The following is a 13,186-nucleotide window of genomic DNA, read 5'->3' on the forward strand; positions in this document are numbered from 1 at the left end:
CGAAACAATGCCCGGCCTTATAGCCCAAATTACGGCGTTGAGGAGGGGGGAGAACCGCTCCCAGGCACGGCAAATTTGCGTTTCAGCGCGCCCCGCGCCACCGCGACCACATCCTGGGGCACGGTGGCGGCGACGAGCCCGCCGAGCACCAGGGCCATGCCGAGGAAATGGTGGGGGTGGAGCGCCTCGCCGAGAAAGAGAACGGACATGCCGACCCCGTAGACCGGCAGCAGATACAGGAAGCAGGAGGTCACCGCGGGGCCGACGATCTTCACCCCGTACTGGTAGAGCGAGAAAGCGCCAACCGCCGAGAACAGGGCGAGGCCGAGCACGCCGGCCCAGTCCCAGGCGGTGCGCGGCGAGCCGCCGTCCATCGCCAGTTCCGCCGCCGAAAACGGCGCCAGCGTCGCCACGCCGGCGATGGCGATGGCGGTAAACAGCGGCATGGTGGGCAGCCGTGCCAGCCCATCGTTGCGCAGAACCAGCGAATAGACGGCCCAGGCCAGCGCCGCGGCGGCGATGCCGAGATCGCCGAGATTGAGGTCGAGCCGGGCGAGTGCGGAGGGATCCCCCTTGAGCACGATAACAGCGACGCCGGTCATGGCCACCAGCACGCCCGCCAGCCGGATCCAGGGCAGGGCCTTGCCGTAGGCGAGCCGTTCGATGAGCAGCACGAGGATGGGGGAGGTCGTGTAGATGAGCGTGCCGTTGGTGGCCGTCGTCAGTCCCAGCGCCCAGTAGACGCCGGCGCCGCAGATCCACATGCCGAGAAAGCCGAGCAGGGCGATTCGCCGCCAGTGCGCCGCCAGCAGCGCCGCGCTCTGCCTCAGCCCGTCGATGGTGAAGGGCAGCAGGATGAGCACCGCCACGCCCCAGCGCAGCAGCGCGAGGGTGAACGGCGGCACGGCATCGCCCATGGCGCGGGCGATCACCAGGTTGGAGGAGAAGAACAGCGGCATGACGAGGAGCAGCAGAGTGGCGCGTCTCGCCTCGCTCGGTGTCGCCATGGCTCTATGCTCCGGCGGAGCCCGCCGCTCCGCCCGTCACTGTCAGCACGGAAGGTGCGCCCGGGGCAAGCCGGACGCCCGGGCAGGGTGTCGTCAGCCCGCCCTGATCTCGTTGCGCAGTTCGGCGCGCGACAGCTTGCCGACCGTGGTCTTCGGCAGCGAGTCGCGGAACTCCAGCGCTTGCGGCATCTCGTGCCGCCCCACCTTGTCCTTCAGGAAGACCTGCAGCTCCTCGAGCGTGAACGGCTTGGCATCCGCCCTGAGCGTCACGAAGGCCTTGGCCGCCTCGCCGCGGTAGGAATCGGGGACGCCGAGCACGATGACCTCGGCCACCGCGGGATGCTCGTAGATCGCCTGCTCGATCATCTGCGGATAGACGTTGAAGCCGCCGGAGATGATCATGTCCTTCTTGCGGTCGACGATGAAGAAGAAGCCGTCCTCGTCCATGTAGCCGATGTCGCCGGTGAGGAACCAGCCGTCGGCATAGGACGCCTTGGTCTCCTCCGGCTTGTTCCAGTAGCCGGTGGTGACGTTGGGGCCGCGGATGCGGATCTCGCCGATCTCGCGCGGCGGCAGCACCGCGTGCGGATCGTCGAGGGCGCAGATGTCCATCTCGAGGCCCGGCAGCGGCAGGCCGATCGTGCCCGGCTTCGAAACGCCGGTGTTCGGCACGTTGGTGCCGGACGGCGAGGTCTCCGTCATCCCCCAGCCGCCGGTCAGGCGGAAGCCGGCGCGCTGCTCGAAGCGCCGCGCGATCTCCACCGGCAGCGGCGCGCCGCCTGAAGCGGCGTAGATGAGCGAGGAAAGGTCGGCGGTGGCGAAGCGCGGGTGGTTGACCAGCGCGATCCACATGGTCGGCACGCCGGGGAATATGGTCGCCCGCCGCTTCTCGAAATCGTCGAAGGTCTGGTCGGGGTCGAAGCGCATGCGCAGCAGCATGCAGGAGCCGCGGGTGATCTGCCGCAGCATGACGCTGGTCAGCGCATAGATGTGGAACAGCGGCAGGACCAGGATGATCTTGTCCTTGGCCGGATCGCCCGAGGGCAGGGCGGGTTGCCAGGCGTCGTAGATGGAAACCGCCGCGGTGATGTTCTTGTGGCTGAGCATGGCGCCCTTCGGCATGCCCGTCGTGCCGCCGGTATATTGCAGCAGGGCGACGTCCTCGGGGTCGACCGCGGGCCAGGCCGCCGGCGGCTCGGCACCGGCGACGAAATCGGCGAAGGTGACGATGCCCGGCCTGTCCGGAATGGGCAGGGTCGGCAGGCCGGACTCGCCGAAGGCGGCGTCCTCCGCCACGATGAGCCGGTCCACCAGGCCCTGTTCGTGGAGCTTCAGCGCCATGCCGAAGAGCGGCGCGATGTTGGAGGTGACGAGCGTGCGCGCGCCGGCATCCTTCAGCTTGTAGGCGAGGACGCGCTCGGCATCGAGCGGCGAGAGATGGACCAGCCGGATGCCGGCCTTGGCCGCGCCGAAGAAGCTGATCGGATGGGTCGGCATGTTCGGCAGGTAGAGGGCGACGGTGTCGGCTCGGCCGAGACCGGCGCGCACCAGCGCCGCGCCGAACTGGTACACCCGCTCGCCGAGCTCGCGGTAGCTGATCAGCCTGTCCCGGAACTCGAAGACCGGGCGCTCGGCGAAGGTCGAGGTCGCCTCGTCGATCAGGCGCCCGAGGGTGGTGATCTTGATCGGCGCATCCCAGCGGACGCCGGCCGGATAGGATTTTTCCCAAGCGAAGGGCCTGGCTGCCATGCGAATTCCTCCCTGACGGCGAACTTCGACGGCCCGGCCGCTGTCCGCTCTTCGGTTGTCGATGCCACGGACCACCGTCGTCGGCGGCCGCCCGCGCCTCTCAGCGCAGGGCCAACCTTTGTCCGTCGAAAACGGTCGGTTTGCAATTGACCCCTGCGAGGGTGAGCGTCGCGCAGAGCCGCGCCGCGGCATTGGCATTGGAGAGGGGCCCCGCCACCAGCCGCAGTTCCAAGCCGCCACCGCCGCCCTCCTGGATGGCGACGACCGGCCTCAGGCCCTCGAGCACGGGGCCGTGCTGGGCGCGCAATTGCTGCCAGCGGCTCCGCAGCCCGTCGATCGACGGATCGCCCGCGAGGTCGACCCCGAATTCGGTGCGGATGGCGGTGGAATCGTTCGCCTCCGGCGTCGCGCCGGCCGGCACCGGAGTGGCGACGGGTGAGGGCACCGGCACCGGGGCGACGCTGGGTGCCGAAGGCGGGGCACTGGCCGGGGCCGGCGCTGCCGGCGGCGGGCTGACCGCGGCGGCGGGCGGCGGCGATGGAGCGATCACGCGCACGTTCGGCCGCGGTGCCGTCGCAGGATCGCTGCGCGGAATCGAGGCGGTGACGTCTCCCACCGTGCGCTCGACGCTCGCCAGCCGCTCCATCAGCGCCTCGCGTTCGGCGGCGAGGACACGGATCTGGTCGGCGAGGCGGCGGGTCTCGTAGACGAGCAGCGGGTCGGACCCTGCGGAACGGGAGGGCTCCGCCCGGGCCTGCTGTTGGCCGGGGGCGACGGGGGCCCAGAGCCGCGCCACACGCTGGCTTCCCGCCTCGCTGCGTGCTGCCAGGACGGCGGCGCCGACGGCGAAGAGGGCGATGCCGGCCCAGGTCATCAGCCGCGCGAGACTGCGCGGCGGCGGCTCGTCGGTCAGCCCGTCGAGCCTCACCGGAAGATCGGGGGCATCCTGGTCGCGTTTCGCCTTCAGCATGGCGCACCAGCTTTCGCTGATTCGGGAGGGCGGCGTCCATCGATCCGCCGGCCGGCAGAGCGTCGGCGAGACGGAATTCGTGCTGAAAAGTCAATTCCCTAGCGTGAGGTGCCGGGCGGGGGGCGCTCCGGTCCCCGGCGCTCAGCCCCGGCCGCGATAGGGCGCGACGCCCTGGTCGGGGATCCACACCCCTTCCGGCGGGGCTCCCGTCTGCCAGAACACGTCGATGGGAATGCCGCCGCGCGGGTACCAGTAGCCGCCGATCCTGAGCCAGCGGGGGCTGAGCAGATCGCGCAGCCGCTTGCCGACGGCCACGGTGCAGTCCTCGTGGAAGGCGCCGTGGTTGCGGAAGGAGGTGAGGTAGAGCTTCAGCGACTTCGACTCGACCAGCCAGTCGCCCGGAACATAGTCGATGACGAGATGGGCGAAGTCCGGCTGGCCCGTCACCGGGCAGAGCGAGGTGAATTCCGGCGCGACGAAACGCGCGACATAATTGGTGTCGGGATGGGGATTGGGCACGCGGTCCAGCTCCGCCGCCTCCGGCGAAGCGGGAATGCCGACGGTCTTGCCCAGCATGAGTTCGGCCATGGTCGTCGTCCTGTTGGCGGTCCGTTGGCGCCGTCGGCGCGGACCCCTCGTCGGGCAGGCGTGTAGCAGATCGGCGAGCCGGAGGGAAAACCGCCGCCCGGCGCCCGGCAGCCATGCCGTTCCTGGCTGCTTGAACCAGCCGCGCCATGCTGTAGAAGGCCGGCATTCCCACCGCCCCTTGCCGGAGAGGCCGCCATGACTGCCATCGTCGACATCATCGCCCGCGAAATCCTCGACAGCCGCGGCAATCCGACGGTGGAGGTGGACGTGCTGCTGGACGACGGCTCGAAGGGCCGCGCCGCCGTGCCCTCGGGCGCCTCCACCGGCGCGCACGAGGCGGTGGAGCTGCGCGACGGCGACAAGAAGCGCTATCTCGGCAAGGGCGTGACGAAGGCGGTGGATGCCGTCAACGGCGAACTGTTCGACGCGCTCTCCGGCCTCGACGCCAACAACCAGGTGCAGATCGACCAGACGATGATCGCTCTCGACGGCACCGAGAACAAGTCGCGCCTCGGCGCCAACGCCATCCTCGGCGTCTCGCTGGCCACCGCCAAGGCCGCCGCCATCTCGCGCGACCTGCCGCTCTACAAATATGTCGGCGGCGCCTTCTCCCACGTCCTGCCCGTTCCGATGATGAACATCGTCAACGGCGGCGCCCATGCCGACAATCCCATCGACTTCCAGGAGTTCATGGTCATGCCGGTGGGGGCCAAGACCTTCGCCGAGGCGGTGCGCATGGGCTCGGAGGTCTTCCACACGCTGAAGGCGGCGCTGAAGGCCGACGGCCACAACACCAATGTGGGCGACGAGGGCGGCTTCGCGCCGAACCTGAAGTCGGCGCAGGCCGCGCTCGACTTCGTCATGACCGCCATCGACAAGGCCGGCTACAAGGCCGGCGACGACATCGTCATCGCGCTGGACTGCGCCGCCACCGAGTTCTTCAAGGACGGCGCCTATGTCTACGAGGGCGAGCGCAAGACCCGCGACCCCAAGGCCCAGGCCAAGTACCTCGCCAAGCTCGTGGCGGACTATCCGATCCTCTCCATCGAGGACGGCATGTCCGAGGACGATCTCGAGGGCTGGAAGATCCTGACCGACCTCGTGGGCGGCAAGTGCCAGCTCGTCGGCGACGACCTCTTCGTCACCAACACGAAGCGCCTCTCGATGGGCATCGACAAGGGCCTCGGCAATTCGATCCTGGTGAAGGTCAACCAGATCGGCACGCTGACCGAGACCCTGGCGGCCGTCTCCATGGCGCACAATGCCGGCTACACCGCCGTCATGTCGCACCGCTCCGGCGAGACCGAGGATTCGACGATCGCCGACCTCGCGATCGCCACCAATTGCGGGCAGATCAAGACCGGCTCGCTCGCCCGCTCCGACCGCACCGCCAAGTACAACCAGCTCATCCGCATCGAGGAGGAGCTGGGGCCCCAGGCGCGTTACGCCGGCCGCGGCGCGCTGAAGGTCAAGGGCTGACCTGATCTCCCGTTTCCGGGATGACGGACGGCGGGCCAGGGGCCCGCCGTTTTCATGTCGGTCGGGTCAGATGCGGCGCTCGCCCGGCGCGTCGCCCGTCGACCCCTTGCCGCTCGGCTGGGGCCCGGGTCCGGCGGGGGGGCGGCCCGGGGTGGGCGAGCGCCCCGCATCCGGCGCACCCGGCGACAGGGACCGGCCGGCATTGCCGGGATCGGGCGCCACCGGGCCGTCGTCGCGCGGCGTGAAGCGGTCGAAGGCGGTCAGCATGGTCTGGAAGGTGGCGACGGATTCTGCGACGAAGCCGACGGTCACGCCGCCGTCGAGGTCCACGTCCCATTCGAGGACCAGGCCTCCCTCCCGGTCGAGATAGGCCTTGGCGAAGCGCTTCTCGTAGTTCCAGGCGTTGACGAAGGCGAGAGTGAAGCGCTCGTGCCGTCGGAACAGCGCGCGGTACTGGATCGACTGGCAGCCGCCGTCGTTGCACGCGTAGAAGTGGACCGACGTGCGGCGGTTGCCGATCTCGGTGCGGATGCGCGTGCGGTTGTTCTCGGTCACCACCTCCGCCTCGAGGCCGCGATTGCGCAGCAGCGCCGCCATCTGGCCGGGATGGATCCGCGCCAGCGTTCCCTCCTGCGTCTCCGAGCGCGGCATGCGCTTCTGTGCCGCAGCGGGCGGGCCACCCGCAACCAGCGCGACGAAGGCTGCGGCAGCCAGAGGGGCGAGGCGGGACTTGCGAAGGGTCATGGTCGGCTCCTGCACGTGTGGCGGCCCTCGGGCTGCGGGGTTCAGGGTGGCTGGCCCGCATTTCCGGGCCGTGGCGCTTCGGTGGAGTCCATGTTGCGTCCGTCCGCCCGCGGCGGGAAGCCGCTCGGCGGGACCCTGCAATGCCCGCTACCGGCGGCGACACATGGTTGCGATGCACACGGACCCATTGCGGCGGTGCGGAGGATCGACACAGGGTGTCCCGTGCCCGTCATCGCCCCACGTCGCCTCGCCCTCCTCGCCATGTTCGCGGCCGTCTCCATCTATGGCGGCCAGTTCGTCTCGGTGCGCTGGGGCCTCCAATCCGGCCTCTCCGCCTACGACATGGCGGCGCTGCGCTTCATTTTCGCTGCGGCGGTGATGGCGCCCTTCTTCGTGCGCGCGGGCGCGATCGATTGCGCCGGCCTCGGCTGGGGCAGGGGCCTCGCCCTCGCGCTGACCGGCGGGGTTCCCCTGACCGTGCTCTCCAACATCGGGCTCAACTACGCGCCCGCCGCCCACGCCTCCGCCATCCAGCCCGGCATGGTCGCGGTGACGGCGACGACGCTCGCCTATCTCGGCATGCGCGCCCGCGTGCCCTTCGGCGCCATGGTCGGCTTCTCCATCGTGCTCGCCGGCCTCACCGCCATCGCCATTGCCGGGTCCTCCGGCCGCGAGGGGCCGCTGACCATCCTGGGCGATCTCATCTTCGTGCTCTGCGGCGTCGGCTGGGGCATCTTCACCTGGCTCTGCGGCCGCTGGCAGGTGCCCTCGGTGGTCGGCGCCTCCATCGTCTCGACCCTGTCGGCCGTCGCCTTCCTGCCGGTCTATGCCGCCTTTCTGGAACCCGGCCTGTCGACGGTCTCCTGGCCCGTCCTGCTCTTCCACGGCCTCAACCAGGGCGTGCTCAACATCGCCATCGGCCTGCTGCTGTGGACCTACGGCACCCGCACCCTCGGCGTGGCGCTGGCCGCCCGCTTCCCGCCGATGATCCCGGTCCTCGGCACCCTCATCGGCATTCCCGCCCTCGGCGAGGTTCCGACGCCGCTCGCCGCCCTCGGCGTCGCCGGCATCGTCGTCGGCCTGCTCGTTGCCGCAGCGGCCGGCACCGGCAGGGCCCGCCCTTCAGCAAGCGTTAACGCTCCCGAAACCGCCGATCGCGCATGATCGCCCCATGGTCGTGCGCACGAGACGTCAGCGGATTCTCCAGGCGATGGGGCTCTATGCGGCCGCCGCCGCGCTGATCGCCTATTTCGGCTTCCACGCCTATCACGGCGAGCGCGGCATCCACGCCAAGCAGCAGTTCATCGCCCAGATCGACGAACTCAACGGCCAGCTCGCCACCCTGCGCAAGGAGCGCACGGAGGTCGCCCGCCGCGTCGCGCTGCTCCGCTCCGACGCCATCGATCCCGACATGCTCGACGAGCGTGCCCGTGAGATCCTGAATTTCGTCGACCCCCGCGACCTCGTGCTGATCACCGGCCGGCGCTGACGGCCATCCCGTCGTGAACCGAAAATCGGTTGACGGACAGGTGTGAACCACGATCCGGTTAAGCCCATGATTGCGTTGCAATGCCAAATGTTTGTGCATTGCACAACGGCGCCGGGGCGTCTCTTCCCAGGAGGTGAGTGAAACGCTACATGTTGGGCAGCATCCAATGCCCAGGGGACACCGATGGCTGCAACCCGGACCAAGGCCGCGCCCGCCGATCTGAAATCGGCCAGCAAGACGTCGGACGGTCCGGCCAAGGGCGGGCGCCCGGCGCCGGTATCCAAGGGCGCGGGCCGCGCGCCGGCCACCAAGTCCGCGACGGCGAAGACCCCGACGCTGACGAAGGAGCAGGAGCTCTCCGCCTATCGCGAGATGCTGCTCATCCGCCGCTTCGAGGAGAAGGCCGGCCAGATGTACGGCATGGGCCTCATCGGCGGCTTCTGCCACCTCTACATCGGCCAGGAGGCGGTGGTCGTCGGCATGCAGATGGCCTCCAAGCCCGGCGACCAGGTCATCACCGGCTATCGCGACCACGGCCACATGCTCGCCACCGGCATGAACGCCAACGGCGTCATGGCCGAGCTCACCGGACGCCGCGGCGGCTATTCCCGCGGCAAGGGCGGCTCCATGCACATGTTCTCCGCCGAGAAGCATTTCTACGGCGGCCACGGCATCGTCGGCGCCCAGGTCTCGCTCGGCACCGGCCTCGCCTTCGCCAACCGCTATCGCGGCAACGACAACGTCTCGCTGACCTATTTCGGCGACGGCGCGGCCAACCAGGGCCAGGTCTACGAGAGCTTCAACATGGCCGCGCTCTGGAAGCTGCCGGTCATCTACATCATCGAGAACAACCGCTATGCCATGGGCACGGCGGTGACCCGCGCCTCGGCGCAGACCGACTTCTCCCGCCGCGGCCTGTCCTTCAACATTCCCGGCGAGCAGGTCGACGGCATGGACATCCGCGAGACCTATGCCGCGGGCCTGCGCGCCATGGAATGGTGCCGGGCGGGGAAGGGCCCCTACATCCTCGAGATGCAGACCTACCGCTACCGCGGCCATTCCATGTCGGACCCGGCCAAGTACCGCTCCAAGGACGAGGTGCAGAAGATGCGCACCGAGCACGATCCGATCGAGCAGGTGCGCGAGCGCCTGTTGAAGGCGTGGAAGGTCTCCGAGGAGGAGCTGAAGAAGATCGACGCCGGCGTGCGCGACATCGTCGCCGAGAGCGCCGAGTTCGCCACCAACGATCCCGAGCCCGATGCCGCGGAGCTCTGGACCGACATCCTGAAGTGACAGCGGCCTGCGGGCGCGCTCCGCCGCCCGCGCCGTGCCCATCGCATCCGCCGTACCTGACCTCCTGACCGGAATCCGTCCATGCCTGTCAACATCCTGATGCCGGCGCTGTCGCCCACGATGGAGAAGGGCAACCTTGCCAAGTGGACCAAGAAGGAAGGCGACAAGGTCAAGCCCGGCGACGTCATCGCCGAGATCGAGACCGACAAGGCCACCATGGAGGTGGAGGCCGTCGACGAGGGCATCCTGGCGAAGATCCTCGTCGCCGAGGGCACCCAGGACGTGGCGGTGAACGAGATCATCGCCGTGCTGACCCAGGAGGGCGAGGACGCGTCCGCGGCCTCGACTCCCGCCCCCGTCGCTAAGGCGCAGGAGCCGACGCCCGAGGCCGCCGCCATGCGCGCCGACCAGTCCGCCCCGCCGGCCGCTCCCGCGGTGATGACCGCGCCGCCCGCCGCCGCGCCGCAGCCGACGCTTGCCGCCGATCCCGACGTGCCGGAGGGCACGGAGATGGTGACCATGACGGTGCGCGAGGCGCTGCGCGACGCCATGGCCGAAGAGATGCGCAAGGACGAAGCCGTCTTCGTCATGGGCGAGGAGGTCGCGGAATATCAGGGCGCCTACAAGATCACGCAGGGGCTGCTGCAGGAGTTCGGCGCCCGCCGCGTCATCGACACGCCGATCACCGAGCACGGCTTCGCCGGCATCGGCGTCGGCGCCGCCTTCACGGGCCTGAAACCCATCGTCGAGTTCATGACCTTCAACTTCGCCATGCAGGCGATCGACCAGATCATCAATTCGGCGGCCAAGACCCTCTACATGTCCGGCGGCCAGATGGGCTGCCCCATCGTCTTCCGCGGCCCGAACGGCGCCGCCGCCCGCGTCGCCGCCCAGCACAGCCAGGACTATTCGGCCTGGTACTCGCACATTCCGGGCCTCAAGGTCGTCGCGCCCTATACGGCCGCCGACGCCAAGGGTCTCCTCAAGGCCGCCATCCGCGACCCGAACCCGGTCATCTTCCTCGAGAACGAGATCCTCTACGGCCAGAGCTTCGAGGTGCCGAAGCTCGACGATTTCGTGCTCCCCATCGGCAAGGCGCGCATCCACCGTCCCGGCAAGGACGTGACGATCGTCGCCTGGTCCATCGGCATGACCTATGCCACCAAGGCGGCGGCGGAACTGGAAAAGCTCGGCATCGACGCCGAGGTGATCGACCTGCGCTCCCTGCGCCCGCTCGACACCGAGACCATCATCGCCTCGGTGATGAAGACCGGCCGCATCGTCACCGTCGAGGAGGGCTGGCAGCAGTCCGGCGTCGGCGCCGAGATTTCGGCGCGAGTGGTGGAGCAGGCCTTCGACTATCTCGACGCGCCTCCCGCCCGCGTCTCCGGCAAGGACGTCCCCATGCCCTATGCCGCCAATCTCGAAAAGCTCGCGCTGCCTTCGGTGGCCGAGGTGATCGAGGCGGCGAAGGCCGTGACCTACAAGTGAGAGAGGCCGTGGCCCACCCACTCAGCAGTCACCCCCCGGCGAGCCCGCAGGGCGAGGGAAGGGGGTCCAGGAGGGCAGGGGCTGTGGTCTTCGGCCCCTGGATTCCCTTCCCCTCGCTGCGCTCGGCCGGGGATGACGCAGGAGTCTTTGCTCGTGGTGGGGGCCGGCTGACATGACGCTTCCCTTCGACGCCCTCGCCATCCCGCCCGCCGCCCTGGAAAAGGGCGGCGTCGAGATCGTGCGCGCCGCCATCGTCGAGGGAGGCCTGCATATCTCGGTGCGCCGAGCCTTCGACGACGCCCAGGCCTGGGGCATGGTGCTCGCCGACATCGCCCGTCACGTAGCCCGCATCCACGCCATGGAGACCGGCGCCTCCGAGGACCTGACCCTCGACCGCATCCGCAACATGCTGGACGCCGAACTCGACAGCCCGACCGATCCGGGCACCACCACCGCCATCAGCTAACGGCCCCGTCCGGAGCACCGACCATGCCCATCGACATCCTGATGCCCGCGCTGTCCCCGACCATGGAGAAGGGGAACCTCGCGAAGTGGCTGAAGAAGGAAGGCGACACCATCAAGGCCGGCGACGTCATTGCCGAGATCGAGACCGACAAGGCGACCATGGAGGTCGAGGCGGTGGACGAGGGCATCCTCGCGAAGATCGTCGTCGCAGAGGGCTCGCAGGACGTGCCGGTGAACCAGCTCATCGCGGTGATCGCCGCCGAGGGCGAGGACGTGAAGGCCGCCGCGTCAGGGGCAGGGGCCAAGCCTGCGGCTGCACCGAAGCCGGAAACGGCGAAGGCTGCCGAGCCGAAGGCGGCGACGGGCGGCGAGATCGGCAACGCGGCGCCCGCAAAGGCTGAGGACAAGCCGCAGGCCGTGCCCGCCGCTCCCGCCAGCATCGCCCAGGCGGCCTCCGGCATCCGGCTCTTCGCCTCGCCGCTGGCCAAGCGCATCGCCAAGCTCGAGGGCATCGACCTGTCCAAGGTCGCAGGCACCGGTCCGCACGGCCGCATCGTCGAGCGCGACGTCAAGGCCGCCGCTGCGGGTGGAACGGCCAAGGCGGCGCCGGCTCCCACCGCCGCACCTGCGGCTGCCGCCCCCAAGCCGGCGCCCGTCTCCGGACCCTCCGACGAGCAGATCAAGAAGCTCTTCGAGCCGGGCTCCTACGAGGAGATCCCCCACGACAACATGCGTAAGGTCATCGCCCGCCGCCTGACGGAAGCGAAGACCACCATTCCGCACTTCTACCTGACCATCGACTGCGAGCTCGACGCCCTCTTGTCGCTGCGCGAGCAGATCAACAAGGCGGCGCCCGTCCGCGACGGCAAGCCGGCCTACAAGCTCTCGGTCAACGACCTCGTCATCAAGGCGCTGGCCCTGTCGCTGCGCGCCGTGCCGGACGCCAACGTCACCTGGACCGACGGCGCCATGCTGAAGCACCAGCACGCCGACATCGGCGTCGCCGTGTCGATCCCCGGCGGCCTCATCACGCCGGTGATCCGCGACGCCTGCCACAAGCCGGTCTCGGTCATTTCCAATGAGATGAAGGACCTGGCGGCCCGTGCCCGCAACCGCAAGCTGAAGCCCGAGGAGTACCAGGGCGGCTCTTCGGCGGTCTCCAACCTCGGCATGTTCGGCATCAAGGACTTCGCCGCCGTCATCAACCCGCCGCACGCGACGATCCTCGCCGTCGGCGCCGGCGAAAAGCGCGTCGTCGTGAAGAACGATCAGCCGGCGGTGGCGACCGTCATGAGCGTGACGCTTTCCACCGACCACCGCGCGGTGGACGGGGCGCTCGGCGCCGAGCTGATGGCCGCCTTCAAGGGCTATATCGAGAACCCGATCGGCATGCTGGTCTGAGGAGGAGGCGCGATGAACGCCACGTCGCGCCTCACCTACCTGTCCCTCGCGGTGGCGACGCTCGCCATGGTGTCCTCCTTCTTCCAGAGCTACAATTACTCGCGCAACCTCGAGGTCGTGCAGCGCAACGTCATCCGCGGCGAATATCTGCGCACCTGCCGCGACATCATCGACGCCTATTTCCAGATCAAGATGCGCACCTACGCCATGCACGAGGCAGCGGGCGCCGCCGGCGCGGAGCCGGCCGCACCGCTCGCCCAGCGTGAGGTGGAGGCGAGCGTCTTCAGGTTCGGCGCGCTCGGCACATTCCTCGCCAACTTCCGCGACGACGCCGTCCGCGAGCGCTACACGCAGCTCTCCTGGAAGCTGCTGGCGATCGCCCGGGAGACCTTCAAGCAGCCGCGCGAGGCCTTCGACAAGGCCTATGGCGAGGCGGACACCCTGTTCGGAGAGATGAACGAGGACTGCGCCCGCACGGCGCGCCTGTCGTTCCTGTAACGCCACCCACGA

Annotated in this window: 13 protein-coding genes; 8 read left to right on the forward strand and 5 right to left on the reverse strand. The window is 69.2% G+C overall.

Going from position 1 to position 13,186, the window contains the following annotated elements; all coding sequences use genetic code 11:
• Positions 1-29: 29 nt before the first annotated feature.
• The 4 genes from C6569_RS07445 to queF form a co-directional block, all read right to left on the reverse strand.
• Positions 30-1,007 carry a DMT family transporter gene (locus tag C6569_RS07445; RefSeq protein ID WP_106748252.1) on the reverse strand — a complete coding sequence of 326 codons (978 nt, stop codon included), beginning with the start codon at positions 1,005-1,007 and terminating at the stop codon, positions 30-32.
• A 93-nt stretch (positions 1,008-1,100) separates the two neighbouring features.
• The gene (gene pimA / locus C6569_RS07450) at positions 1,101-2,756 is read right to left on the reverse strand and encodes a dicarboxylate--CoA ligase PimA (RefSeq protein WP_106748253.1); all 1,656 of its coding nucleotides are present in this window, start codon (positions 2,754-2,756) and stop codon (positions 1,101-1,103) included.
• Positions 2,757-2,856: 100 nt separating this feature from the next.
• Entirely contained in the window at positions 2,857-3,726 is an 870-nt protein-coding gene (locus C6569_RS07455; RefSeq protein ID WP_106748254.1) for a hypothetical protein, read from the reverse strand.
• A gap of 141 nt (positions 3,727-3,867) precedes the next feature.
• The gene (gene queF / locus C6569_RS07460) at positions 3,868-4,314 is read right to left on the reverse strand and encodes a preQ(1) synthase (RefSeq protein WP_106748255.1); all 447 of its coding nucleotides are present in this window, start codon (positions 4,312-4,314) and stop codon (positions 3,868-3,870) included.
• A gap of 195 nt (positions 4,315-4,509) precedes the next feature.
• Between queF and eno the strand changes: the two genes are divergently transcribed.
• Positions 4,510-5,793, forward strand: coding sequence for a phosphopyruvate hydratase (eno, locus tag C6569_RS07465; protein WP_106748256.1), 1,284 nt, complete (start codon positions 4,510-4,512; stop codon positions 5,791-5,793).
• 66 nt (positions 5,794-5,859) lie between these two features.
• On the opposite strand, the gene C6569_RS07470 is transcribed toward eno, so the two are convergent.
• The gene (locus C6569_RS07470) at positions 5,860-6,537 is read right to left on the reverse strand and encodes a YbjN domain-containing protein (RefSeq protein WP_146144753.1); all 678 of its coding nucleotides are present in this window, start codon (positions 6,535-6,537) and stop codon (positions 5,860-5,862) included.
• A gap of 222 nt (positions 6,538-6,759) precedes the next feature.
• Between C6569_RS07470 and C6569_RS07475 the strand changes: the two genes are divergently transcribed.
• From C6569_RS07475 to C6569_RS07505, 7 genes are all read left to right on the forward strand, one after another.
• Positions 6,760-7,701, forward strand: coding sequence for a DMT family transporter (locus tag C6569_RS07475; protein ID WP_106748257.1), 942 nt, complete (start codon positions 6,760-6,762; stop codon positions 7,699-7,701).
• Positions 7,702-7,708: 7 nt separating this feature from the next.
• Complete coding sequence (locus C6569_RS07480; RefSeq protein ID WP_106748258.1) at positions 7,709-8,026, forward strand: FtsB family cell division protein; 318 nt, start codon at positions 7,709-7,711, stop codon at positions 8,024-8,026.
• Positions 8,027-8,209: 183 nt separating this feature from the next.
• Positions 8,210-9,319 carry a pyruvate dehydrogenase (acetyl-transferring) E1 component subunit alpha gene (gene pdhA, locus C6569_RS07485; RefSeq protein ID WP_106748259.1) on the forward strand — a complete coding sequence of 370 codons (1,110 nt, stop codon included), beginning with the start codon at positions 8,210-8,212 and terminating at the stop codon, positions 9,317-9,319.
• An 81-nt stretch (positions 9,320-9,400) separates the two neighbouring features.
• Positions 9,401-10,810 carry a pyruvate dehydrogenase complex E1 component subunit beta gene (locus tag C6569_RS07490; protein ID WP_106748260.1) on the forward strand — a complete coding sequence of 470 codons (1,410 nt, stop codon included), beginning with the start codon at positions 9,401-9,403 and terminating at the stop codon, positions 10,808-10,810.
• A gap of 172 nt (positions 10,811-10,982) precedes the next feature.
• The gene (locus tag C6569_RS07495) at positions 10,983-11,276 is read left to right on the forward strand and encodes a DUF5076 domain-containing protein (protein ID WP_106748261.1); all 294 of its coding nucleotides are present in this window, start codon (positions 10,983-10,985) and stop codon (positions 11,274-11,276) included.
• 23 nt (positions 11,277-11,299) lie between these two features.
• Entirely contained in the window at positions 11,300-12,676 is a 1,377-nt protein-coding gene (locus C6569_RS07500; RefSeq protein ID WP_106748262.1) for a pyruvate dehydrogenase complex dihydrolipoamide acetyltransferase, read from the forward strand.
• Between the two features lie 12 nt (positions 12,677-12,688).
• Complete coding sequence (locus C6569_RS07505) at positions 12,689-13,174, forward strand: hypothetical protein (RefSeq protein WP_106748263.1); 486 nt, start codon at positions 12,689-12,691, stop codon at positions 13,172-13,174.
• Positions 13,175-13,186: the final 12 nt, after the last annotated feature.

The sequence above is a fragment of the Phreatobacter cathodiphilus genome, assembly GCF_003008515.1.
Taxonomy (GTDB): domain Bacteria; phylum Pseudomonadota; class Alphaproteobacteria; order Rhizobiales; family Phreatobacteraceae; genus Phreatobacter; species Phreatobacter cathodiphilus.

What these genes read in the sequence shown, in the direction of transcription:
- C6569_RS07455 (WP_106748254.1), bottom strand. Translation starts at nt 3,726, where the DNA reads ATGCTGAAGGCGAAACGCGACCAGGATGCCCCCGATCTTCCGGTGAGG.
- C6569_RS07505 (WP_106748263.1), top strand. Translation starts at nt 12,689, where the DNA reads ATGAACGCCACGTCGCGCCTCACCTACCTGTCCCTCGCGGTGGCGACG.
- C6569_RS07480 (WP_106748258.1), top strand. Translation starts at nt 7,709, where the DNA reads ATGGTCGTGCGCACGAGACGTCAGCGGATTCTCCAGGCGATGGGGCTC.
- C6569_RS07445 (WP_106748252.1), bottom strand. Translation starts at nt 1,007, where the DNA reads ATGGCGACACCGAGCGAGGCGAGACGCGCCACTCTGCTGCTCCTCGTC.
- C6569_RS07490 (WP_106748260.1), top strand. Translation starts at nt 9,401, where the DNA reads ATGCCTGTCAACATCCTGATGCCGGCGCTGTCGCCCACGATGGAGAAG.
- pimA (WP_106748253.1), bottom strand. Translation starts at nt 2,756, where the DNA reads ATGGCAGCCAGGCCCTTCGCTTGGGAAAAATCCTATCCGGCCGGCGTC.
- pdhA (WP_106748259.1), top strand. Translation starts at nt 8,210, where the DNA reads ATGGCTGCAACCCGGACCAAGGCCGCGCCCGCCGATCTGAAATCGGCC.
- C6569_RS07500 (WP_106748262.1), top strand. Translation starts at nt 11,300, where the DNA reads ATGCCCATCGACATCCTGATGCCCGCGCTGTCCCCGACCATGGAGAAG.
- eno (WP_106748256.1), top strand. Translation starts at nt 4,510, where the DNA reads ATGACTGCCATCGTCGACATCATCGCCCGCGAAATCCTCGACAGCCGC.
- C6569_RS07495 (WP_106748261.1), top strand. Translation starts at nt 10,983, where the DNA reads ATGACGCTTCCCTTCGACGCCCTCGCCATCCCGCCCGCCGCCCTGGAA.
- queF (WP_106748255.1), bottom strand. Translation starts at nt 4,314, where the DNA reads ATGGCCGAACTCATGCTGGGCAAGACCGTCGGCATTCCCGCTTCGCCG.
- C6569_RS07470 (WP_146144753.1), bottom strand. Translation starts at nt 6,537, where the DNA reads ATGACCCTTCGCAAGTCCCGCCTCGCCCCTCTGGCTGCCGCAGCCTTC.